This window comes from Curtobacterium sp. VKM Ac-1393, from assembly GCF_015350995.1.
GTDB lineage: Bacteria > Actinomycetota > Actinomycetes > Actinomycetales > Microbacteriaceae > Curtobacterium.
Window position 1 is genome coordinate 524,590 of record NZ_JADKRW010000001.1, and the last position, 21,546, is coordinate 546,135.

General features: G+C 71.1%; 22 protein-coding genes. 14 read left to right on the top strand and 8 right to left on the bottom strand.

What is annotated here, in order from left to right; all coding sequences use genetic code 11:
- Positions 1-9: 9 nt before the first annotated feature.
- The 3 genes from ITJ59_RS02455 to ITJ59_RS02465 are packed head-to-tail and all read right to left on the bottom strand — an operon-like array spanning position 10 to position 3,898.
- Positions 10-960, bottom strand: a complete 951-nt coding sequence (locus ITJ59_RS02455) for a carbohydrate ABC transporter permease (RefSeq protein ID WP_323749373.1) — start codon at positions 958-960, stop codon at positions 10-12.
- Positions 957-1,868 carry a carbohydrate ABC transporter permease gene (locus ITJ59_RS02460; RefSeq protein WP_194649545.1) on the bottom strand — a complete coding sequence of 304 codons (912 nt, stop codon included), beginning with the start codon at positions 1,866-1,868 and terminating at the stop codon, positions 957-959. The genes ITJ59_RS02455 and ITJ59_RS02460 overlap by 4 nt, the downstream gene beginning before the upstream one ends.
- Positions 1,865-3,898: a beta-galactosidase gene (locus tag ITJ59_RS02465; protein WP_194649546.1), complete on the bottom strand. Its 2,034-nt coding sequence runs from the start codon at positions 3,896-3,898 to the stop codon at positions 1,865-1,867. The genes ITJ59_RS02460 and ITJ59_RS02465 overlap by 4 nt, the downstream gene beginning before the upstream one ends.
- Positions 3,899-4,113: 215 nt before the next feature.
- Here ITJ59_RS02465 and ITJ59_RS02470 point away from each other — a divergent pair, with 215 nt between their 5' ends.
- The 4 genes from ITJ59_RS02470 to ITJ59_RS02485 all read left to right on the top strand — a co-directional run bounded on the left by ITJ59_RS02470 (position 4,114) and on the right by ITJ59_RS02485 (position 8,551).
- Complete coding sequence (locus ITJ59_RS02470) at positions 4,114-5,136, top strand: LacI family DNA-binding transcriptional regulator (protein ID WP_194649547.1); 1,023 nt, start codon at positions 4,114-4,116, stop codon at positions 5,134-5,136.
- Between the two features lie 79 nt (positions 5,137-5,215).
- A complete protein-coding gene (locus tag ITJ59_RS02475) occupies positions 5,216-6,235 on the top strand; it encodes a Gfo/Idh/MocA family protein (protein ID WP_194649548.1) in 1,020 nt (339 codons plus the stop codon).
- A complete protein-coding gene (locus ITJ59_RS02480) occupies positions 6,232-7,260 on the top strand; it encodes a Gfo/Idh/MocA family protein (protein ID WP_194649549.1) in 1,029 nt (342 codons plus the stop codon). Before ITJ59_RS02475 ends, ITJ59_RS02480 begins: the two co-directional genes overlap by 4 nt.
- A 49-nt stretch (positions 7,261-7,309) precedes the next feature.
- The gene (locus ITJ59_RS02485; protein ID WP_194649550.1) at positions 7,310-8,551 is read left to right on the top strand and encodes an MFS transporter; all 1,242 of its coding nucleotides are present in this window, start codon (positions 7,310-7,312) and stop codon (positions 8,549-8,551) included.
- 15 nt (positions 8,552-8,566) lie between these two features.
- On the opposite strand, the gene aztA is transcribed toward ITJ59_RS02485, so the two are convergent.
- Positions 8,567-9,199 carry a zinc ABC transporter ATP-binding protein AztA gene (aztA, locus tag ITJ59_RS02490; RefSeq protein ID WP_323749374.1) on the bottom strand — a complete coding sequence of 211 codons (633 nt, stop codon included), beginning with the start codon at positions 9,197-9,199 and terminating at the stop codon, positions 8,567-8,569.
- 50 nt (positions 9,200-9,249) lie between these two features.
- On the opposite strand from aztA, the gene aztB reads away from it, so the two are divergent.
- From aztB to ITJ59_RS02510, 4 genes are read left to right on the top strand one after another with little or no spacing between them, the layout of a single operon-like run.
- On the top strand, positions 9,250-10,140 hold the full coding sequence (aztB, locus tag ITJ59_RS02495; protein ID WP_194649551.1) for a zinc ABC transporter permease AztB: 891 nt from the start codon (positions 9,250-9,252) through the stop codon (positions 10,138-10,140).
- A complete protein-coding gene (locus ITJ59_RS02500) occupies positions 10,137-11,342 on the top strand; it encodes an ABC transporter (protein WP_194649552.1) in 1,206 nt (401 codons plus the stop codon). The genes aztB and ITJ59_RS02500 overlap by 4 nt, the downstream gene beginning before the upstream one ends.
- A complete protein-coding gene (locus ITJ59_RS02505; RefSeq protein WP_323749375.1) occupies positions 11,339-12,247 on the top strand; it encodes a metal ABC transporter substrate-binding protein in 909 nt (302 codons plus the stop codon). Before ITJ59_RS02500 ends, ITJ59_RS02505 begins: the two co-directional genes overlap by 4 nt.
- A gap of 29 nt (positions 12,248-12,276) precedes the next feature.
- Complete coding sequence (locus ITJ59_RS02510) at positions 12,277-13,455, top strand: hypothetical protein (protein WP_194649553.1); 1,179 nt, start codon at positions 12,277-12,279, stop codon at positions 13,453-13,455.
- 40 nt (positions 13,456-13,495) lie between these two features.
- Here the strand turns inward: ITJ59_RS02510 and ITJ59_RS02515 are convergent, their stop codons facing one another.
- Positions 13,496-13,852 (bottom strand): VOC family protein, encoded by a 357-nt coding sequence (locus ITJ59_RS02515; RefSeq protein WP_194649554.1) that lies wholly within the window; start codon positions 13,850-13,852, stop codon positions 13,496-13,498.
- A gap of 177 nt (positions 13,853-14,029) precedes the next feature.
- Between ITJ59_RS02515 and ITJ59_RS02520 the strand changes: the two genes are divergently transcribed.
- Positions 14,030-14,488: a DUF4383 domain-containing protein gene (locus ITJ59_RS02520; protein WP_194649555.1), complete on the top strand. Its 459-nt coding sequence runs from the start codon at positions 14,030-14,032 to the stop codon at positions 14,486-14,488.
- Positions 14,489-14,669: 181 nt separating this feature from the next.
- On the opposite strand, the gene ITJ59_RS02525 is transcribed toward ITJ59_RS02520, so the two are convergent.
- Both ITJ59_RS02525 and ITJ59_RS02530 read right to left on the bottom strand, forming a co-directional pair.
- Positions 14,670-14,999: a hypothetical protein gene (locus tag ITJ59_RS02525; protein ID WP_194649556.1), complete on the bottom strand. Its 330-nt coding sequence runs from the start codon at positions 14,997-14,999 to the stop codon at positions 14,670-14,672.
- Positions 15,000-15,073: 74 nt separating this feature from the next.
- A complete protein-coding gene (locus ITJ59_RS02530; protein ID WP_194649557.1) occupies positions 15,074-15,535 on the bottom strand; it encodes a DUF4265 domain-containing protein in 462 nt (153 codons plus the stop codon).
- Positions 15,536-15,829: 294 nt separating this feature from the next.
- On the opposite strand from ITJ59_RS02530, the gene msrA reads away from it, so the two are divergent.
- Positions 15,830-16,351, top strand: a complete 522-nt coding sequence (gene msrA / locus ITJ59_RS02535; RefSeq protein ID WP_194649558.1) for a peptide-methionine (S)-S-oxide reductase MsrA — start codon at positions 15,830-15,832, stop codon at positions 16,349-16,351.
- A gap of 144 nt (positions 16,352-16,495) precedes the next feature.
- Here the strand turns inward: msrA and ITJ59_RS02540 are convergent, their stop codons facing one another.
- The gene (locus ITJ59_RS02540) at positions 16,496-17,497 is read right to left on the bottom strand and encodes an aldo/keto reductase (RefSeq protein ID WP_194649559.1); all 1,002 of its coding nucleotides are present in this window, start codon (positions 17,495-17,497) and stop codon (positions 16,496-16,498) included.
- A gap of 175 nt (positions 17,498-17,672) precedes the next feature.
- On the opposite strand from ITJ59_RS02540, the gene ppk2 reads away from it, so the two are divergent.
- The 4 genes from ppk2 to ITJ59_RS02560 all read left to right on the top strand — a co-directional run bounded on the left by ppk2 (position 17,673) and on the right by ITJ59_RS02560 (position 21,532).
- Entirely contained in the window at positions 17,673-18,581 is a 909-nt protein-coding gene (gene ppk2, locus ITJ59_RS02545) for a polyphosphate kinase 2 (RefSeq protein ID WP_194649560.1), read from the top strand.
- Positions 18,582-18,667: 86 nt separating this feature from the next.
- Positions 18,668-19,249 (top strand): hypothetical protein, encoded by a 582-nt coding sequence (locus tag ITJ59_RS02550; RefSeq protein WP_194649561.1) that lies wholly within the window; start codon positions 18,668-18,670, stop codon positions 19,247-19,249.
- A complete protein-coding gene (locus ITJ59_RS02555; protein WP_194649562.1) occupies positions 19,246-19,752 on the top strand; it encodes a DUF6611 family protein in 507 nt (168 codons plus the stop codon). Before ITJ59_RS02550 ends, ITJ59_RS02555 begins: the two co-directional genes overlap by 4 nt.
- A gap of 139 nt (positions 19,753-19,891) precedes the next feature.
- Positions 19,892-21,532, top strand: coding sequence for an APC family permease (locus ITJ59_RS02560; RefSeq protein WP_194649563.1), 1,641 nt, complete (start codon positions 19,892-19,894; stop codon positions 21,530-21,532).
- The last annotated feature ends 14 nt before the right edge of the window (positions 21,533-21,546 follow it).

The window sequence follows — 21,546 nt, forward strand, 5'->3', positions numbered from 1 at the left end:
GTCGGGTGGCTACTTCAGACCGCCGGACCCGAGACCGGAGCGCCAGAAGCGCTGCAGGCTCAGGAACGCGATGAGCAGCGGGATGATCGAGACGAACGACCCGATGAGCACGAGGGTGCGCAGGTCGGGGTACTGGTTCACGCTCGAGTTCCACGTGTAGAGGCCGAGGGTGACGGGGAACAGCGACGAGTCGCGGAGCATCACGAGCGGCAGGAAGAAGTTGTTCCAGACGGCGACGAACTGGAACAGGAAGATCGTCACGAGCGCCGGCGACATGAGCCGGACGGCGACGGTGAAGAACGTGCGGACCTCGCCGGAGCCGTCGATGCGCGCGGCCTCGATGATCTCGTCGGGCACGCTCGACGCCGCGAACAACCGCGACAGGTAGACGCCGAACGGGCTGACGATGCTCGGCAGGAACACCGACCAGAACGTGTCGGTCAGGTCGACCTGGCTGAAGATCAGGAAGAGCGGCAGGGCGAGCGCGGTCGCCGGCACGAGGACGCCACCGAGGAACGTGTTGAACAGCGCCTCGCGACCACGGAACCGGTACTTGGCGAGGGCGTAGCCGCACATCGCGGACAGCACGGTGCCGAGCAGCCCCGCGACACCGGCGTAGGCGATGCTGTTGAGGAGCCAGCGCAGGTAGATGCCGTCCTGCCGCGTGAACAGCTCGGCCAGGTTCGCGAAGAAGTCCTGCACCGACGTCGCGCTGAACCACAGCGAGAAGGTGGTGTTGAAGTTCGCGGCCGTCTTGGTCGACGACACCAGCAGCCAGAAGATCGGCAGCAGGAAGTAGAGGGTGAAGACACCCATCACGATCATCGCGGCGCTGCGTGAGATGACGCTCTCCCGCGGCCCGCGTGCACCGTGCTGGTGCGGCCTGGAGGCCCGGTTCGGCTCGAGCGGTCGGCCCGCGTCGCGCACGGTGTCGCCCGAGGTGGGTGCGTGGACGGTCACTGGGAGGCCTTCCGCTGGGTCAGTCGGAGGAACCCGATCGACAGGATGAACGTGGCGAGGGCGAGGACGACCGAGAACGCGGCCGCCAGGTTGAAGTTCGGCACCGACGAGGTCGAGTAGACGAGCATGTTCGGCGTGAACGTCGACGAGATCGTCGAGGTGAACTGCCGGAACACGGTCGGCTCGGTCAGCAGTTGGAGCGTCCCGATCACCGAGAACACCGCGGTCAGGACGATCGCCGGCACGACCAGGGGGATCTTGATCGACAGCGCGATCCGGAGCTGCGAGGCCCCGTCGAGCTTGGCCGCCTCGTAGATCTCGGCCGGGATCGCCAGCAGCGACGAGTAGATGATGAGCATGTTGTAGCCGACGAAGACCCAGGTCACGACGTTGGCGACGGCCCAGAGCACGGTGCCGGACCCCAGGAAGTCGACCTTCGAGGTCACGGCGGAGAACGGCGACAGGTCGGGGGCGTAGAGGTAGCCCCACATGATCGCGGCGATGACACCGGGCACCGCGTACGGCGCGAAGAACGCCAGGCGGAAGAACCGCTTGCCGCGCAGCAGCGGGGAGTCGAGCAGCAGCGCGAACAGGAGCGCGAGCCCGAGCATCACGGGCACCTGCACGACACCGAACAGCAGCACGCGGAGCACCGAGTCCCAGAACGCGCTGTTCTGGAACACGAGCACGTACTGGCTGAGCCCGCCGAACACCTGCGTCGGAGCGCCGAACGTGCCCTGGCGCTCGATCTTCTGCAGCGACTGCCACACCGCGTACAGGATCGGGACGAGGTAGAACGCGGTGAACAGCAGGGCGAACGGGACCACGAAGATCGCGATCGCCAGACGGTAGCGGGAGCCCCCGCCCCGACGACGGACGGCGCGGGGCCGCTGGGTGGTGGTGGTCATGATCGGTTCCTGTCGGTGCGGATGATCTGGGTACTGCCGGCCTCGAGGACGGTGACGCCGTCGACGGGGCGGTCGGTGACGAGCTCGTGGCCCGTGACGGTGTGCGAGGCGGGCTGGTCGGAGTGGTTGAGCAGGAACACCCACTCGTGCTGGTCGTCGCGACGGCGGACGACCTCGACACCCGGTGCGGTGGCGGGGTCCGGGGTGACGCCGGCCTCGGCGAGCACGCGGCGGAGCAGGTCCCGCAGCGCGTCGGCCTCGAGCACGGTGGACGTGTACCAGGCCGACCCGGCGCCGTGGCCGTTGCGGGTGACCGCGGCTGTACCGGCGAGCGGGCCCTCGGCGTAGTCGACGACACTCGTCGCACCGCGGAGTTCGACGGGCTCCGACCACACGGTGCCGGTGGTGCCGTCGGACAGCGCGATCGCCTGGTCCGCGGCGAGCGGCAGGAACTCGTCGACCCGGATGCCGAGCAGGTCGCGGAAGGCGCCCGGGTAGCCGCCGGTCCGCACCCGGTCGCGCTCGTCGACGATCCCGCTGAAGAAGGTGACGACCGCGTGACCGCCGGCGGCGACGTGGTCGGCGATCACGGCGGCGTGCTCGTCGCGCACGAGGTAGAGCTCGGGCACGATGACCACGCCGTAGCCGTCGAGCGGGGCACCGGGCGCGACGACGTCGACCGTGACGCCGAGGTCGCGGAGTGCGGCGTGGAACGCGTGCACCTGCTCCAGGTACCGGAGCGCGGTGGTGGGGTGGGCCTCCAGGTCGGCGGCCCACTGGTTCTCCCAGCTGAAGACGAGCGCGACGTCGGCGACGACGCGTGAGCCGCGCAGTTCGCCGAGCCGCTCGACGAGCGAGCCGAGGGCGACGACCTCGTGCCAGGTGCGGGAGTCGGTGCCGGCGTGCGGCAGCAGCGCCGAGTGGAACTTCTCGGAGCCCTGCACCGACGCGCGCCACTGGAAGAAGCAGACCCCGTCGGCGCCCCGGGCGATGTGCGCGACGGTGTCCTGCAGCATCTGGCCCGGCGCCTTCGCGACGTTGTGCGGCTGCCAGTTCACTGCGCCGGTCGAGTGCTCCATGAGCAACCACGGGGCTCCGCCGGCGAGTCCGCGGGTGGTGTCCGCGGCGAAGGCGAGCTCGGCGTGCGGGCGGGGCAGGCGGTGGTCGAGGTAGTGGTCGTTCGCGATGACGTCCATGTCCGCCGTCCACGACCAGTAGTCGAGCGCCGTGATGTGCGCGGCGACCATGAAGTTCGTGGTGACGGGCTTGTCGCTCAGTCCGCGCAGGACGGCCGCCTCGGCGCGGTGGTGCCCGAGGAGCTCGTCGGACGAGAACCGGTCGAAGTCGAGCGTCTGGCCGGGGTTCGTGAAGGACAGCGTCGCCCGCGGCGGCAGGACCTGGTCCCAGGCGGAGTACCGCTGGCTCCAGAACGAGGTGCCCCACGCCGCGTTGAGCGCGTCGACGGTGCCGTACCGGGCGCGCAGCCACCCGCGGAACGCCTCGGCCGAGACGTCGCAGTAGCAGTGCGCGTTGTGGCAGCCGAGCTCGTTCGACACGTGCCAGAGCTGCACGGCGGGGTGGTCGCCGTAGCGCTCGGCGGTGGCGCGGACCAGGGCGAGGGCGTGCTCGCGGTAGACCGGGGAGCTCGGGCAGAACGCCTGCCGCCCGCCGGGCCAGCGGGTGGTGCCGTCGGCGACGACCGGCAGGACCTCGGGGTGCAGCGTGGTGAGCCACGGCGGGGTGGACGCGGTGCCGGTGCCGAGGTCGACGCCGATGCCCGCGCCGTGCAGCAGCTCGATGACGGTGTCGAGTGCGGTGAAGTCGTACTCGCCCTGGCGCGGCTCGACGTGCGACCAGCCGAAGACGTTGATCGCGACCAGGTTCACGCCGGCCTCGCGCATGAGCCGGACGTCCTCGACCCAGACCTCGGGGTCCCACTGCTCGGGGTTGTAGTCGCACCCGAAGGCGAGCCCGGTCGAGCCGAGCCCGAGCGCCCCGGTGGCGGGCGTCGGCAGGGTGGTCGTGGTCACGGGTGGTCCTCGCTGGTCGGGGCGACCGCTGCCGCTCCGGTCGTTGACGACCCCTTCGACGGCGAAGGTCACCCATGTTCTGGGAGCGCTCCCAGTCCAGCCGGAACGAACGATTTCGGATCGTTCTGGGAGCGCTCCCAGAGTGAACACCAGAAGCGCGGCGCTGTCAACAGGAGCCGTGCCGAGGTCGCCCACGGGACGGATATGGTTGCCGCATGTCCGAGGTCCGAACCGCACGCCAGCGCGCCACGATCCAGGACGTCGCCGACGAATCAGGACTGTCCCGGGGCACCGTCTCACGGGTCCTCAACGACGAACCGTACGTGTCACCCGAAGCCCGCGAAGCCGTGCAGGCCGCCGTCCGACGCGTCGGCTACGTCCGCAGTGCTGCGGCCCGGAGCCTGGTCACCCGCCGCTCCGGAGCGATCGCCCTGATCGTGCACGAGCCGTCCGTCCAGGTGCTCGACGACCCGAACATCGGCAACATCCTGATCGGCACCAACACCGTGCTGTCGCAGGCCGACCAGCAGCTCGTCACGATCATGGTGGACTCCGCCCGCGACAACGAGCGGGTCGTCGAGTACCTGCGCGGCGGGTTCGTCGACGGCGCGATCGTGCTGTCCGCCCGCGACGGCGACCCGATCACCCGGGCGATCGAGGAGATCGGCATGCCGGCGTGCTTCGTCGGCCACCCGTCCGACGCCGCGAACATCTCGTACATCGGCATCGACAACCGGGACGCCGCCGAGCAGATCACCCGGCGCCTGGTCGCCACCGGCCGGAAGCGGATCGGCATGCTCGCGTCCGGGCTCGACCGCGACTCCGGGCAGGACCGCCTGGCCGGCTTCACCGCGGCCCTCGGCGACCGCTTCGACCCGGAGCTGGTGGCCCGGAACCCCCTGTTCAGCTACACCGCCGGCGCCGAGGGCATGCGCGAGCTCCTCGACCGGGCCCCCGACGTCGACGGGGTGTTCGCCGCCTCGGACGCCGTGGCCGCGGGCGCGATGGACGTCCTGCAGCGCAGCGGCCGGTCGGTCCCCGGTGACGTCGGCGTCGTCGGCTTCGACGACAGCGCCTGGGCACTGCGCTGCGACCCGCCGCTGTCGACGGTCCGCCAGCCCGCGCACACCCTCGGCGAGAGTGCGGCGCAGCAGGTGCTCGCGCAGATCGCCGGCGTCGACGAGGGACCGCACGGGCTCATCCTGCCCACCGAGGTGGTCTGGCGCGGCTCTGCCTGAGCCCCCGGTGCCGGCCGTCGGATCGGTAGCATGGCGTCGTCCCCGTCACCGTCGACCGGTCCCCCACGAAGGAGCCCCGATGCCCCCGACCCCTCCCCGGATCGGCCTCGTCGGCGCCGGCGGCATCGCCCACGCGCACATGCCCGGCCTGCTCCGCCTCGGCCCGGTCGTCGTGTTCGCCCAGGACGGCGCCCCGGAGCTCGCGGCCGCGTTCGGTCCGGCCGCAGCCGCCGCGGGGTCGTCGATCACCGTCGCCGACTCGCTCGACGACCTGTTCGCCGCCGTCGACGTGGTGGACGTCGTGACGCCGACCTTCGCCCACGCCGAGGTCGTGCGCGCCGCACTCACCGCCGGCAAGGACGTCGTGTCCGAGAAGCCGCTCGCCCGGACCGATGCCGACGCTGCGGACCTGGTGGCGCGCGCTCGGGAGGCCGGCCGACAGCTCTACCCGGCCCACGTGGTGCGCTTCTTCCCCGCCTACGTGCGCCTGCACGACGCCGTCACCACGGGCCTCCTGGGCGACCTGGCGGTCCTGCGGTTCGTGCGGTCCGGGGCCTTCCCGATCCGCACCGCGTGGTTCGGCGACCGGGCGCTGTCCGGCGGCATCGTGCTGGACCAGATGATCCACGACCTCGACATCGCGCGGTGGATCGCCGGACCGGTCGCCACCGTGTCGGCGGTCGGCGTCCGCGCCGGCACCGAGGTCGAGCCGGTGGAGGCAGCGCACGTGCTGCTCACGCACGAGTCCGGGGCGATCAGCCACGTCGCCGGGATCTGGGGGCCGCAGCACCTCGCGTTCTCGACCGAGTACTCGGTGACGGGTACGCGCGGCAGCCTGGCGCACCGGTCGCTCGACGAACAGGACTACGTCGCCGACCTCGCGGTACCCGACGCCGTCGACGGATTCCTGCCCGAGGTCGACCCCGCCGACGACCCGTACGGGCTCGAGCTGGCCGAGTTCCTCGGGGCGTTCGCCGGCGGGGCCGAACCGCGGGTGACGGCGGCGGACGGAGCCGAGGCGGTCCGGATCGCGAACGCGGCGATCGAGTCGATGGACATGGGACAGCCGGTGTCCCTGACGACTGGGGCTCGCGCATGACCGCCCTGAAGATCGCCGTGATGTCGTTCGCCCACACCCACGCGATCGGCTACCTCTCAGCCCTCGCCGCGATGCCCGGGGTCGAGGTCCGCGGCTCCGACCCCGACGGTGTCAGCACGGGCGAGACGGTCATCGAGCTGCGCGGCCGCGACCTGGCCGACGAGCTCGGGGTCGACTACGCGGAAAGCTTCGACGATCTGCTCGCCTGGGGTCCGGACGCGGTCGTCGTCACGAGCGAGAACGCCCGGCACCGCGAACTCGTCGAGGCCGCGGCCGCCTCCGGCGCGCACGTCCTGTGCGAGAAGCCGCTCGCCACCACGTGGGAGGACGGCCTCGCGATCCGCGACGCGGTCGAGGCCGCCGGCGTCATGCTGATGGTCGCGTTCCCGGTCCGCTTCACCTCGGCGTTCGACAGGCTCCGCGCGGCGCACGACTCCGGAGCGCTCGGGCAGGTGTTCGCGGTGCGCGGTGCGAACAACGGCATGCTGCCCCTGACCCGGTCGTGGTTCACCGAGCCGGAGCTGTCCGGCGGCGGCGCGATCGTCGACCACGTCGTGCACATCGCGGACCTGCTCGAGGCGCTGATGGGCTCGGCGCCCGTCACCGTGACCGCGGTGGCGAACCGGACCCTGCACGCTGCCCGGGCGCAGGCGGAGACCGCCGGACTCGTCACGATCACCTACGCGAACGGTGTCGTCGCCGCGATCGACTGCTCGTGGAGCAAGCCGGACACCTCGGCGGCATGGGGTGGACTGACGCTCGACGTCGCCGGGACGGGTGGCACGGTGTCGCTCGACTTCTTCGGGGCAGCCGCGCGCGGGGTCGTCGCGGAGACCGGGCTGCCGATCGAGTCCCGCACCGGCGCCGACCCCGACGCCGCGATGCTCCGCACCTTCGTCGACGCGGTCCGCTCGGGCGAGCAGCCGCAGCCGGACGTGCACGTGGGACTCCGGACCCTGTCGATCGTGCTCGCGGCGCAGGATTCCGTGGCGTCCGGCCGCACGGTGCGCGTGGTCGGCGAGTAACGACACGACACGCGGGAATGGCCCGCGACCGGCACTGCTTGACGAACCCATGACCTCGTCAGCAGAGCGCCGCGGGTGGCTCGGTGTCACGTCCGTCGCACTCGGATCCTTCGTCCTCGTGCTCTCCGAGTTCCTGCCCATCGGACTCCTGCCCGCCATCGCCGCCGACCTCGACGTCGGGATCGGCACAGCCGGCCTGATGGTCGTCGCCACCGGTCTCGTCGGCGCGGTGGCGGCACCGGTCGTCACGGTCCTGACCTCGCGGGTGGACCGCCGCCTGGTGCTCGTGTCACTGACCGTGTTGCTCGTGGTGGCGGACGGGCTCGCGGCGATCGCACCGTCGTTCGGCGTGCTCCTCGTGGCCCGGATGCTCCTGGGCGTCGGCATCGGCGGCTTCTGGGCGATCGGCGCCGGCATCGCCGGGCGACTCGTCCGGCCGGCAGCGACGATCCGGGCCACCTCGCTCATCACCGCGGGCGTCTCGGTCGCGACGGTCGTGAGCCTGCCGCTCGGCGCCCTCGTCTCGTCCCTCGCCACCTGGCGGCTCGCGTTCGTCATCGGCGGCGCACTCGGCCTGGTCGCGCTCGTCCTGCAACTCGCGATGCTGCCGCGCATCCCCGCGCAGCAGCAGGTCCGGTTCGCGACGCTCGGCTCGTTGCTCCGCGTCCCCCGTGCCCGTGTCGGCCTGATCGCCGCCGCGTTCCTCTTCGCCGCACAGTTCGCCGCGTACACCTACATCGCGCCGTACCTGCAGGACCTGGTCGGGGTGGGTCCGGACACCGTCACGCTCGCGCTGCTGGTCTTCGGAGTCGCCGGGATCGTCGGCAACTTCGCCGCCGGCTTCACCCTGGGCCGGAGCGTGCTCGGGACGATCAGCGTGTCGAAGGTCGCCCTCGCCGTCGCCGTGGTCCTGCTCCCGCTGCTCGCGCACTCCGTCGTCGGGGTGTTCGTCCTGCTCGTGGTGTGGGGGCTCGTCTGGGGCGCACTGCCGCTCGGGATGCAGACGTGGATGTCCACGGCCTCGCCCGCCGGCTCCGAGACCGGGCTGGCGCTGTTCGTGACGACCATCCAGCTCGCGATCGCCGCGGGGTCGGTGCTCGGCGGCGCCGCGGTGTCGTCGTTCGGACTCGCCGCGGACTTCTGGTTGTCCGGTGGGGTCGCCGTGGTCGGTGCGGTCGTGCTCGTGTCGCTCGGCCTGCGGCGCTCGAGTGCCGCGCCGGCCGCCGACGAGGCTCCGGCACCGGTACCGGCGACCACGCCGACGGGTTCCGTGGCGGTCGCCTGCCCCTGACCGCCGCCCGCGCCGTCAGGGCGTGATCAGGGTGACCACGGCGTCGGCTGCGGCGATCGCCGCCGGGTCATGTGCCGCGTGCACGACGACCACGCCGTCGGCAGCCTCGGCGGCGAGCGCCGCCACCACGAGCGCCGCCGAGTCCGCATCGACCCCGGCCGTCGGTTCGTCGACGAGCAGCACCCGTGCCCGCTGCGCCAGCCCGAGCGCCACGAGCGTGCGCTGCCGCTGCCCACCGGACAAATCATCGAGGGGCCGGTCCGCCAGGTCGGCGATCGCCATCCGCTCGAGCTGCGCGTCGACGACCGCGCGGTCGTCGCGGCCGAGTGGCCGCCACCACGCTCGGTGCCGCCACCGTCCCATCGCGACCGTCGCGCGGACGGTGAGCGGGAGCGTGGTCGGTGGGACGGACTGGCTCACGTGGGCGACGCCGCCGACCGGGAGGCCCGTGATGCGTCCGCCGGTCGGCCGCAGCACGCCCGCCACCACGTCGAGCAGCGTCGACTTGCCGGATCCGTTCGGCCCGGTGAGCGCGGTGACCCGGCTGGCGGGGAAGGTCGCGTCGAGGCCGTCGAGGACGGTCCGCTCCCCGCGCAGGGCGGTCACCCGGTCGAGGCGGACGGCGGGCATCGGATCGGTGGTGGACACCTGAGCACGCTATCAGTATCGATACTCGTTTTCATGTAGCGTCTCCGATCGTGACCTGGCTGACCGACCCCTTCACCGTCGACTTCATGGTGCGCGCCCTGACCGGCGGTGCCCTCGCCGCAGTGCTGTGCGCCGTCGTCGGCACGTGGGTACTGGTGCGCGGGATGGCGTTCCTGGGCGAGGCGCTCTCGCACGGCATGCTGCCCGGCGTCGCGATCGCAGCGCTGACCGGCGTCCCCGCGGTGCTCGGCGCCGCGGTGAGCGCCGGCGTGATGGTGTTCGGGGTCGGGGCCCTGCGACGACGCGGTGGCCTGTCGTACGACACCTCGATCGGGCTGCTGTTCGTCGGCATGCTCGCGCTCGGGGTCATCATCGTGTCGGCATCGCGGTCCTTCGCCACCGACGTCACGGCGATCCTGTTCGGCGACGTCCTGGCGGTCACGCGCGCCGACCTCGGTGGCCTGGCGATCGCCGTCGGGGTCGCGCTGCTCGTCGCCGCCTTGTTCCACCGACCGTTCACGGCACTGGCGTTCGACGCCCGCAAGGCCGCGACCCTCGGACTCCGCCCACGGCTCGCCGAGGTGGTCCTGATCGGGCTGGTCACCCTCGCCGTCGTCGCCTCGTACCGCGCGGTCGGCACCCTGCTGGTCGTCGGGCTGCTGCTCGCACCGGCCGCCGCAGCCCGCGCCTGGACGAAGCACGTGGCCTCGACGATGCTCCTCGGCTCAGTGCTCGGCGTCGCCGCCGTGCTCGTCGGCCTGCTCGTCTCGTGGCACGCCGGCACCGCCGCCGGCGCCAGCATCGCCGCCGTCGCCGTCGCGGGAGTCGCCCTGTCCCGCGGGGCAGCGGCCGTCGCACGCAGCACCGTGCGCGTGCGCACCAGGCCCGTCGAGCACCGCCTCGAACACCCCGTCCGAGCACCAGCACGAGAGGCACCATGAACCACGACCCGACCACCGACCGCGCACGCACACGACGTCCACGGCTCCTGGGAGCCCTGGGCCTGACGACCGGCCTCGCGCTCACCGTGACGGCCTGTTCCACCGCGTCGACACCGCCGGCCGACGACTCCGGCGCGACCACGGCCCCGCACGGCTACGTGGCGGGGGCGACCGAGTCCCAGGAGCCGCAGCTGGGCCTCCTGGCCGTCTCCGCGACCGGCGAGACCGCGCTCCACGACCTGCTCACCGGCGAGACGACCGACCTGGACCGGGTCGACGCTCCCGAGCACTCCGCGACCGACGGCCGGTTCCTCGTGACGAGCGACGACGACCGCACCACGGTCGTCGATGGCGGGTCCTGGACCGTCGACCACGGCGACCACACGCACTACTACGCCGCCGAGCCGCGCGTCGTCGGGACCATCGCGGGCGGCGGACCGGTCCAGGTGCACTCGTCGGAGACGATGACCACGATCGCCTGGCCGGAGCGCGGCGAGGCCGTCGTCCTCGACCGCGAGGCGCTCGGGCAGGGCGAGCTCGACGAGACCCTCCGGCTCGACGCGACCGTGCTGCTGCCGTCGGGCGAGCACCTGGTGGCGGCCGAGGGCGACACCGTCCGGGTCTTCGGTGCCGACGGAGAGGCGATCGACCCGACCAGCACCGGACAGGCCTGCACCGACCCCGCCGGTGGCATCGTCACCCGCGCCGGCGCCGTGGTGGGCTGTGCCGACGGAGCGGTCGTCGTCGACGCCGCCGGCGAGGCCTCGTTCGTCGCGCTGCCCGACGATGCCGTGCGTCCGACCGCCTTCGCCGCACGGGCCGGTCGCCCCACGGTCGCCGGGCTCGCCGGCGACACGGGCTTCTGGCTGCTCGACGTCCGGCAGGGCTCCTGGCAGCACGTGCCGACCGAACGGCCCCTGCGCGCGGTGGTCGCCGTCGACGACGCGGATGAGCACGTCGTCGGGGTCGACGACAGCGGCCGGGTGGTCGTGGTGACCGCGTCGACGGGCGCCGTCGCGACGACCGACCCACTGGTCGACGGCGACACCGCGCCGCTGCTGCAGCTCGATGCGCAGCGTGCCTACGTGGCCGCCCCGTCCGAAGCCGTCGTCCACGAGATCGACTTCGCGGACGGCGCCCGAGTGGCCCGCACCGTCGAGCTGCCGTTCGCGCCCGTCGCGTTGGCCGAGGTGGGGCTGTGAGGGCGGGCAGGCGCACACTGACCGCGGCGCTCGTCGTCGCAGCCGTCGCCGTCACCACCGCCGGCTGCACCACCGTCGGGTCGGACCGACCACTCGTCGCCGTGACGACGAACATCCTCGGCGACGTCGTGACCGAGGTCGTCGGCGACGACGTCGACGTCATGGTCCTGATGCCCCCTGGTGGCGACCCGCACTCGTTCGAGGTGTCCGCGCAGCAGGCGGCACGACTCCGGAGCGCGGACCTGGTGGTCGAGAACGGCCTCGGGCTCGAAGAAGGGGTGGCCCACCACGTCCGTGCCGCGGCCGACGACGGCGTGCCGGTGTTCACCGCCGGCGACGCGGTCGACGCCCTGGAGTGGACCACCGACGACGACAGCGGCCCGGACCCGCACTTCTGGACGGATCCCGCGCGCATGGTCGACGTGGTCGAAGCACTCGGCGACGAACTGGACGCGGTCGGCATCGACGCCCCCGGTGCCGCTGCGTACGCCAACCGACTCGCCACCCTCGACCACGACATGACCGCAGCGTTCGACACGATCCCCGCCGAACGGAAGGCCCTCGTGACGAACCACCACGTGTTCGGGTACCTCGCCGACCGCTACGGGTTCCGCGTGGTGGGTGCCGTGATCCCGAGCGGCACGACCCTGGCCTCCCCGAGCGCCGCCGACCTGCGCGACCTGGCCGACGCGATCGACGAAGCCGGCGTCCCGACGATCTTCGCCGATGCCTCGCAGCCCGCCCGCCTGGCCGAGGTGCTGGCGGACGAGGTCGACGTGCGGGTCTCGATCCGCTCGCTGGCGACCGAGTCCCTGACCGAGGACGGCGCCGCGTCGACCTACCTCGGGATGATGCGCTCGAACACCGAGTCGATCGTCGCCGGCCTGTCGCGTCCGATTTCTTGATGAGAATGAGAATCAGTACAGTGTTGTCCATGACCAGAACCAAGACCCTCCGCGCCGCGGCACTGCCGGCCGCGCTGCTCGGCACCGTCGCCCTGGCCCTGACCGGGTGCGCCACGAACGCTGCCGACGCCGAGAGCACCTCGGCCCCGAAGGCCGACAGCACCCGCATCACGCTGACCTACGACGGCGGCCTGCTCGTGCTCGACCAGGACCTGCAGGTCGTGTCCGACGACGCCGTCGACGGCTTCACCCGCGTCAACCCCGCCGGCGACGGCCGCCACGTGCTCGTCACGGTGCCCGAGGGCTTCCGCGTGCTCGACACCGCCGCGAATCCGGCCCTGACCGACGCCGTCTTCCCGGCGGACACCGGAGGCCACGCCGTCGTGCACGGCGACCGCACCGCCCTGTTCGCGGACGGCTCGGGCGACGTCACGACGTTCGACAACACCGAGCTCAACGGTGACGCTCTGCCCGAGACCCGGACGACCGAGTCCGAGGCGGCACACCACGGTGTCGCGATCGAGCTCGAGGACGGCACGCTCCTGACCACCATCGGCACCGAGGAGCGCCGCACGGGCGTCCGAGCCCTGGATGCCGACGGCCAGGAGCTCACCCGCTCAGAGGCCTGCCCGGACGTGCACGGCGAAGGTGCGGTCAAGGACGAGGTCGCGGTGTTCGGCTGCACCGACGGCGCGCTCGTCTACGCCGACGGCGCCTTCGAGAAGCTCGACGCACCCACCGAGTACGGCCGCACCGGCAACCTGTTCACCACGGACACGTCGTCGGTCGCCGTCGGCGACTACAACGACGACCCGGACAGCGAGGGGTACCTGCTCGACCAGATCGCCCTGATCGACGCCTCCAGCGGGAAGTACACCGTCGCGGACATGCCCGACGGGGTCGGTTTCACGTTCCGCGACCTCGCGCGCGGACCCGGTGACGAGGCCGTCGTCCTCGGTGACGACGGCGCCCTGCACACCTTCGACGAGACCACGGGCGAGCAGCTCGACTCGTTCCCGGTGATCGACGCGTGGGAGGGGCCGGCCGAGTGGCAGGACGCCCACCCCGCCGTGAAGGTCACGGGCGACCTCGCCTACGTCACGGACCCCGCCGAGCGGAAGGTCCACGCGGTCGACCTGACCACCGGGAAGGTCGTCGCCTCCAGCGACACGCTGCCGGGCGTGCCCAACGAGATCGCGGTCGCGTAGCGCCCTGCAGGCGACCACGCGCAGACGCCCTGGGGTCGCGTCAGCCCTGCGGCGGTGCGTAGAACTGGAGGTCGTTGCCCTCGCTGTCCTTGAACGGGACGATCTTCCCCCACGGGTGCTCGCTGATCTCGCCCTGCACGTCCGCACCACGCTCGCGGACGCTCGCCAGCTCGTCCTCGATCGACCCGTCCGGCTGGAACGTGATGACCGCTCCCCCGCCGCTCGACGGGCTCGCCGACTCCCGACTGTTCAGTCCGATCATCAGGCCGTTCGCGTCGATCTCACTCCAGTCGTCGGACTCGTCGGTGACCGTCAGCCCGAGGGTGTCGCGGTAGAACGCGACCGCCCGGTGCATGTCGGTGACCGGGACCCATACCGCTGCGACTCCGCTTGCCATGGTGCTGCCTTCCGTCGGGTGTTGCCGTACGGCGGAGCGTAGGCAGCACGGCATGCGCACCGACTCAGCGGGCACACCCCGTTCGGAAAACGGATGGCACCTGCAATCCGACTGCGGATCGGCACCGAATACCCTGTGCGCAACATCCGTGGCGCGCTCGACAAGAGAGGTCTCACCATGACCAGCAACGCAGCAACCGCTCGCAACCGCACCGGCTCGACGTGGACCCAGAAGGGCGCACTCCTCTTCGGTGTCGTCTTCCTGATCGTCGGCATCGCCGGCTTCATCCCCGGACTCACGATGGACATGGGCTCGATGTCCGTGGCCGGCCACGGATCCATGGCCCTGCTCCTGGGCCTGTTCCAGGTGTCGATCCTGCACAACGTCGTCCACCTGCTCTTCGGCATCGTCGGCCTCATCGCGGCTCGCACGGCATCCGGCGCCCGCCTCTACCTGGTCGTCGGCGGCATCGTCTACGCGGTCCTGTTCGTCTACGGCCTGTTCACGGCCGGCATGGCGGACCCCGCGAACTTCGTCCCGCTGAACAGCGCGGACAACGTCCTGCACGCGTTCCTCGCCGTCGCGATGATCGTCCTCGGCTTCGTGCTGCCGCGCGTCGGCGCGCGCACGCGCTGATCGCTCCGGACGCGACCAGACGACGGACGGGAGGCCCGTGGCGACACCGCCACGGGCCTCCCGTCCGTCATCGGATCCGCAACCAACCCGCCGGGCGCTGGAAACGTATGCCTATTGAAGCGACGGCGTACTGTCCGTCCCATGCCCGCACTCACCGACACCGATGGCGAGGGGGCATCGATCAGGACACGACAGTCTCGACACGGAAGACGAGGTCGGTGAACGCGGCCTCTCCGAGTCCGTCACTGCACCGGAAGGACAAGCCACCTTCGTCGCGCTCGACGAGCATGCCGAAATTGCCGGTCCACGCGTCTCCAGCTCCATTGGGGTACTTCGGACTGCCCTTGGCTTCCAGTCCGATGCCCTGGGTGCGCTCCCCGTTCGCGCTCTGAAAGTGGATTCTGAGGAGCGGCACGGGAGGAAGGTCGTGGATTGCCCAAACGGTGTGCCCGCCGAACTCCACGAACGGCGCTGCGGCTTCTTGGAATCGCTCCTGCATGAGCATCGACATGTCGGCGTCCCTTCGATGATCGGTCCGTCGCCGGGTGCAAGGAGCACACGAACACCAGATGCTGTCACACGATTTCAGCGCTCTGCGGTGTCGTACTCGAGGAGTCCGTCGTCTTCGAGCTGCTGCAAGCGGTCCGCGAACTGGTCGGCAGCCGCGTCCCCTCGAATTGCCACTCCGGTGATCGAGCCCCACGTCTCGACGGCACCGCCGAATTCGTGGATGACGTCGTGCGCGATGCGAAGAGCGCCTTCATCGCGAGGACTGATCCTGAAGACCCAAGACTGTCCCCGGTCGATACGACCCCCGTACTCGAGCCGTCCGGTCGAAGGGTTCTCGACCGTCGTGATGATGTCACCGAGGTGCACGTTCCTCGCGAACAAGGGGACGCAGCTGACAACGTTGCGGCCGTCGTCGAGGACGATGATCGTCAGGTCCTCGTAGCGGATCGGGTCCCACGACGGATCGAGCTGCACCCGCACAGCCAACTCGACCCCGAGCACCGGGTTCTCGTGCGTGACGACGGTGTAGTCGGGCATCACCACGGTTCCTTTCGCATGAGCGGCGGGATCCGCTCCCAGGCACTCCGACTCGTCGTGCCGGGGCAAGCGAAGTCTCGCAGGTGCGAGACCTCGACCACGGTCGCTCCGTGCTCGGTGCTCGGTGTCGCGTGCACGCAACACCGAGCACGGAGTCGTACTGTCGAGGCCGACTGACCGGATACCCGGTGGGTCTGCAGCCGAGCGGGCCCGACGACGGGAACAGATCATCCCTGTTGCCGGTTGCACCGCACGGTGCCGCAGCCAGCGGCACGACGACCTCAGGAGGCCACCATGACCACCACCGAAACCGCCATCCTCGCCGGCGGCTGCTTCTGGGGAGCGCAGCAGCTCCTCCGCCGCCGTCCCGGCATCATCAGCACGCGCGTCGGCTACTCGGGTGGCGACACCCCGAACGCGACATACCGCAACCACGGTGACCACGCCGAGTCGGTCGAGATCGTCTTCGACCCGTCCGTGATCTCGTACCGCGACCTGCTCGAGTTCTTCTTCCAGATCCACGACCCGTCGACGAAGGACCGTCAGGGCAACGACGTCGGCCGTGCGTACCGTTCGGCGATCTTCTACACCTCGCCCGAGCAGGAGCAGGTCGCGCGCGACACCATCGCGGACGTCGACGCGTCGGGCATCTGGCCCGGCAAGGTCGTCACCGAGGTCGAGCCCGCTGGCGACTTCTGGCAGGCCGAAGAGGAGCACCAGGACTACCTCGAGAAGTACCCCGCCGGGTACACCTGCCACTTCGTACGCCCGGGTTGGAAGCTCCCGCACCGCGACGAGGCGACCGCGGCGGTCTAGAAGCGACCAACCATGGGACGGGAGGCGCGGTGCCCGCGGGCCCCGCGCCTCCCGTCCGTGGTTTCGGACTCAGCGACAGTCCACGCGGTCCAGAGCCGGTGAGGTGTCGCTCAGCGCGAAACGGCGCACCGCCTCCGGCGCACGTCAGCCGCGCGGCACCAGCGCGTCGATCGCCGCGAGCTCCTCGTCGGTGAGCGGGGCACTCGCGAGCGAGTCGAGCGTGCCGTCCAGCTGACGGACGCTCGAGGCCCCGACCAGCGCCGACGTGACAGCCGGCTGCCGGAGCACCCACGTGATCGCGAGCTGCGCGAGCGTCTGCCCGCGCGCCACGGCGATGTCGTTGAGCGCCCGCGCCGTGGTCAGGTACTCGTCGTCGATGCGGTCCGCACCGAACCAGCGGCCCTCGGCAGCACGGGAGCCGACCGGCACCGAACCGTCCAGGTAGCGGTCGGTGAGCAGCCCGCCGGCCAGCGGCGAGAACACGATCGCACCGGTGCCGAGTCGCGTCAGCTCGTCGAAGAGCCCGTCCTCGGGCACCCGGTCGAACATGTTGTAGCGCGGCTGGTGGATGAGCAGGTGCATGTTCTCGGCGGCGAGCGCATCGGCTGCCGCGGCGGTCTGCGCCGGGTCGTAGTTCGAGATGCCGGCGTAGAGCGCCTTCCCCGAGCGGACCGCGGTCACCAGGGCGCTGACCGTCTCCTCGATGGGGGTCTCGGGGTCGGGACGGTGCGAGTAGAAGACGTCGACGTAGTCGAGCCCGAGACGCCGGAGCGACTGGTCGAGCGACGCGAGCATGTACTTCCGGGAGCCGTGGTCACCGTACGGGCCGGGCCACATGTCGTAGCCGGCCTTGGTCGACACCACGATCTCGTCGCGGAAGGGGCGCAGGTCCGACTCGAGGATGCGGCCGAACTGCTCCTCGGCCGATCCGGGCGGCGGGCCGTAGTTGTTCGCCAGGTCGAAGTGGGTGATCCCGCGGTCGAAAGCGTGCAGGACGATGTCGCGCTGCGTGGCGAGTGCGCGGTCGGCGCCGAAGTTGTTCCACAGGCCGAGGGAGATCCGCGGCAGCTTGAGGCCGCTCCTCCCCACGCGCTGGTACGGGAGCTGCTCGTAGCGGTCGGCTGCGGGGCGGTGGACGTCAGGCATCGTTGCTCGATCCGGGTCGGGGACAGGCCGTCGAGAACGCTACCGCGTCCGGTGACGCAGCCGCTTGGACACCTGTGGGACACGTCCGGTTGGGCAGTTGTCGGGTCGCACAGGACAGGATGGGGGACGAACCGATCGACGGAACCGTCGACCGGTGGGCAGTGGAGGAGACACCGTGGACACAGCGCCGTACTCGCAACCGCTCCGGGAGTACATCGAGCAGCTCCGGACCGAGGGCTACAGCGTCGCGGACGGACACACTGCCGACCCGGACCTCATCGACCCGCACGGCAACCCCGTCCTGACGTGGCGCGACGACTACCCGTACGACGAGCGGCTGCCGCGGGACGAGTACGAGTACGCGAAGTACCAGCTGCAGATCGAGCTCCTGAAGTGCCAGTACTGGCTCGAGGACACCGGCCAGAAGGTCGTCGTGCTGTTCGAGGGCCGTGACGCAGCCGGCAAGGGCGGCACCATCAAGCGGTTCACCGAGCACCTGAACCCCCGGACCTCGCGCGTCGTGGCGCTGAGCAAGCCGAGCGAGCGGGAGCGCGGCGAGTGGTACTTCCAGCGCTACGTGCAGCACCTGCCGTCGGCCGGCGAGATGGTCCTGTTCGACCGTTCCTGGTACAACCGTGCCGGCGTCGAGCGGGTGATGGGCTTCTGCGACGACCACCAGTACGAGTCCTTCATGACCCAGGTGCCGCTGTTCGAGCGGATGCTCGTCGACTCCGGCATCCACCTGACGAAGTTCTGGTTCTCGGTCACCCGACGCGAGCAGCGCACCCGGTTCGCGATGCGACAGCTCGACCCGGTGCGCCGGTGGAAGCTGTCCGACATCGACCTGCTGTCCCTCGACCGGTGGGAGGACTACACCGAGGCGAAGATGCAGATGTTCACCCGGACCGACAAGCGGTACGCGCCGTGGACGATCGTGCGCTCGAACGACAAGAAGCGCGCCCGCCTGAACGCGATGCGCTACTTCCTGACGCAGTTCGACTACCCGGACAAGGCGGTCGACGTGATCGGCAAGCCCGACCCGCTCATCGTGCGGCGCGGCAAGCGGGACGTCGACATCGAGTGAGCGAGCCGTCAGGAGTCGGCACACGGGCGTAGGGGTTCCGTCAGGGCACCTTCCCTGCGACCCGCCCGCGCGGGACCGTGTCCGGTGTGACACTGACAGCGATCATGCCGACGCTCCGTGCGTCCCTGCCGGACCCGATGGACCCGTTCCTGTGGCCGGCCCACACCGTGGCGACCCCCGACGACCTGGTGGTCGCGGCGATCTCGATGGTCCGGCTCGCCGACCTGACCGGCACCCCGAGCGTCCACACCGCGGAGCAGTCGCCGCCGCGCTTCCGTCCCCGCAGCTGGACCCCCGGTGACGTGAGTGTCGCGGTGGCGTCGGTGACGCGGGTCCGACGGCCCCGCACCGGGGTGGTGCTCCTGGAACTGGACGCGGTCCTGCCGACCTGCGCCGTGCTCGACCAGGTGCGCCTGATCGGACGCCGGAGCACCGCTCCCCTCGCCACGATGTACGTCATCACCCGATGTGACGGTCAGGCCGACGGTCCGTTCCACCGCCTCCCGGCTCCGCTGCCAGCCGACGTCGGCGACGGCGACCTGGTCTGCTTCCCGTGCCTGACGACGGTCCGACACCGGGACGTCGTCGGCACGGCCGAACCGGGCGCCGTCGAACCGGACAGCACCGTCGTGCCGGTCCGCGCCGAGCTCCTGCCGGTGGAACGATGACCACGGCGACGGCCGTCCGCGACCGCCTGCTCGACGGGCCGCACCTGTGGGGCCGGTACACGATCCGGCCGGTGGGCCGCACGATGTGGACCTCGCGCACGCTCGTGGTGTTCCCGCCCGGTACCAACACGAGCGAACGACTGCTGCTCCGGGCGTGGCACGTCTGGCCCGCCGTCGGGGCGTTCACCGCGCTCGTGGTCGTCGTCCTGGCGGTCTCGGTGCCGGCAGCGGGCATGCCCGTCGGACTCGCCCTGTACGCCGCGGGGTTCGCGGTCCTCGCCCGTGCCACCAGGCGGTTGCGCCCGCGGGTGCGCTCGATCACCGTCACCACGTTCCTGGGCAACGGTCGGCCGGAGGTGCACGGCGACGAGCGGCTCCTCGCCGGGTCGCTCGACGCGCTCTCGATCCTGGAGCGGGCGGTGCGGGCGCACCGACTCACGCCCATCGAGTTCGAGCTCGTCTGGGCGGACGTGTGGGCCGCCCTCGACGAACACCGGCGCTGACGCGGACGCGGAACGTTTACACGCCGGCTGATTCCGTCACGCACCGGAAACAGACGGGCAACGACGACGACACAGGCCCGCACGACACTTGAGCGCACTACCTGTCACCCGACAGGTACTCCGCGAAAGGTCTGCAGCCATGCGCTCCTCAGAGTCACCGCTCCACGCACCGCGCGCCACGTCCAGCGTCGACCCCGTCGACCGGGTCGACACCCAGGGCCTCGCCCGACTCGGCTACGAGCAGGAACTCCACCGCGGAGTCGGCTCGTTCTCGTCGTTCGCCGCCGGGTTCTCGTTCGTCTCGATCCTGACCACCGTCTTCCAGCTGTTCGGCCTCGGGTTCGGGCTCGGCGGTGCCGCCTTCTTCTGGGCGTGGCCGCTCGTCTTCGGCGGCCAGCTGCTCGTCGCCCTGAACTTCGCGCAGCTCGCCGCTCGATGGCCGATCTCGGGCGCGATCTTCCAGTGGTCGAGCCGTCTGGCAGGTCCGCGGTTCGGCTGGTTCACCGGCTGGACGATGATCATCGGGCAGATCCTCACCGTCGCCGTCGCGGCCATCGCGGTGCAGGCCGTCCTGCCAGCGATCTGGAACGGGTTCCAGGTCGTCGGCGGCCCCGGAGCCGACCCCTCCCTCGCCTCGTCGACCGGTGCTGCGAACGCGGTCGTGCTCGGCATCGTGATGCTCGTCGTGACGACCCTGGTGAACATCACGAGCGTCCGGCTGATGGCACGCGTCACGAGCTTCGGCGTGCTCATCGAGATCATCGGTGTCGTCGTGCTCATCGGCGCGCTCTTCCTGCTGCCGCACCGCAGCCCTGCGGTGGTGTTCACGACCGCCGGCTCGACGAGCACCGAACCGTACGTCTGGGCGTTCCTGGCCTCGTCGCTGATGGCGGCCTACGTGATGGTCGGCTTCGACTCCGCCGGTGAGCTCGCCGAGGAGACCCACAACCCCCGCCGGACCACCCCGAAGACCATCGTCCGCGCGCTCACGGTCTCGGGCCTCGGCGGCGGGCTGCTCATCATCGGCGCCCTGGTCGCCGCCCCGAGCCTGACCGACGGCAAGCTGGCGACGCAGGGACTCGCCTGGGTCATCACCTCGACGCTCGGCGACGTCTTCGGCCGCCTGCTGCTCTGCACCGTCGCGGTCGCCGTGTTCGCCTGCACCCTCGCCGTGCAGACCGCGGGGGCGCGCATGGTCTACTCGATGGCCCGCGAGAAGGCGCTGCCCTTCCACCGCACGCTCGCCCGTGTGTCACCGCGCACGGGAACCCCGATCGCCGCCTCGATCGTCGTCGGGGTCGGTGCCGGACTGGCGCTCGCCGTGAACATCGGCCAGTCCGCGATCTTCACCGCGCTGTCCAGCCTGTGCATCGCGATGCTCTACCTGGCCTACCTCGGTGTCACCGGCCCGCTGCTGGTCCAGCGGATCCGGCTCCGGAAGACGGGGCTGCCGACCGGGGTGGACGAGGACGGCAAGCCGCTCTTCACCCTCGGCCGCTGGGGCATCCCGCTCAACGCCTTGGCCGTCGCGTTCCAGATCGGCATGGCCGTGAACCTCATCTGGCCGCGCCCGGAGATCTACGACCTGACCGGCACCTCGTGGTGGCTGCAGTACAGCGCGCTGCTCTTCATCGGCGGCGTCCTGGTCGTCGGCTGGGCGTGGTCGTCGTGGCGCCATCGTGCGCACGGGCCGATCACCCTCGCCGAGGTGCCGACGACCGCCTCCGTCCCCACGCCCGCAACCGTCTCGGCGCCCACCTCGGCGCCCGTCGAAGCCTGATCCGGAAGGACTCC

Bases quoted from the DNA above. Each gene is read 5' to 3' on its own strand.
- ITJ59_RS02540 (WP_194649559.1), bottom strand. From the start codon at position 17,497: ATGCCTGACGTCCACCGCCCCGCAGCCGACCGCTACGAGCAGCTCCCG.
- ITJ59_RS02560 (WP_194649563.1), top strand. From the start codon at position 19,892: ATGCGCTCCTCAGAGTCACCGCTCCACGCACCGCGCGCCACGTCCAGC.
- ITJ59_RS02555 (WP_194649562.1), top strand. From the start codon at position 19,246: ATGACCACGGCGACGGCCGTCCGCGACCGCCTGCTCGACGGGCCGCAC.
- ITJ59_RS02525 (WP_194649556.1), bottom strand. From the start codon at position 14,999: ATGTCGATGCTCATGCAGGAGCGATTCCAAGAAGCCGCAGCGCCGTTC.
- ITJ59_RS02520 (WP_194649555.1), top strand. From the start codon at position 14,030: ATGACCAGCAACGCAGCAACCGCTCGCAACCGCACCGGCTCGACGTGG.
- ITJ59_RS02470 (WP_194649547.1), top strand. From the start codon at position 4,114: ATGTCCGAGGTCCGAACCGCACGCCAGCGCGCCACGATCCAGGACGTC.
- ITJ59_RS02510 (WP_194649553.1), top strand. From the start codon at position 12,277: ATGACCAGAACCAAGACCCTCCGCGCCGCGGCACTGCCGGCCGCGCTG.
- ITJ59_RS02515 (WP_194649554.1), bottom strand. From the start codon at position 13,852: ATGGCAAGCGGAGTCGCAGCGGTATGGGTCCCGGTCACCGACATGCAC.
- ITJ59_RS02500 (WP_194649552.1), top strand. From the start codon at position 10,137: ATGAACCACGACCCGACCACCGACCGCGCACGCACACGACGTCCACGG.
- ITJ59_RS02530 (WP_194649557.1), bottom strand. From the start codon at position 15,535: ATGCCCGACTACACCGTCGTCACGCACGAGAACCCGGTGCTCGGGGTC.
- msrA (WP_194649558.1), top strand. From the start codon at position 15,830: ATGACCACCACCGAAACCGCCATCCTCGCCGGCGGCTGCTTCTGGGGA.
- ITJ59_RS02485 (WP_194649550.1), top strand. From the start codon at position 7,310: ATGACCTCGTCAGCAGAGCGCCGCGGGTGGCTCGGTGTCACGTCCGTC.
- ITJ59_RS02475 (WP_194649548.1), top strand. From the start codon at position 5,216: ATGCCCCCGACCCCTCCCCGGATCGGCCTCGTCGGCGCCGGCGGCATC.
- ITJ59_RS02480 (WP_194649549.1), top strand. From the start codon at position 6,232: ATGACCGCCCTGAAGATCGCCGTGATGTCGTTCGCCCACACCCACGCG.
- ITJ59_RS02460 (WP_194649545.1), bottom strand. From the start codon at position 1,868: ATGACCACCACCACCCAGCGGCCCCGCGCCGTCCGTCGTCGGGGCGGG.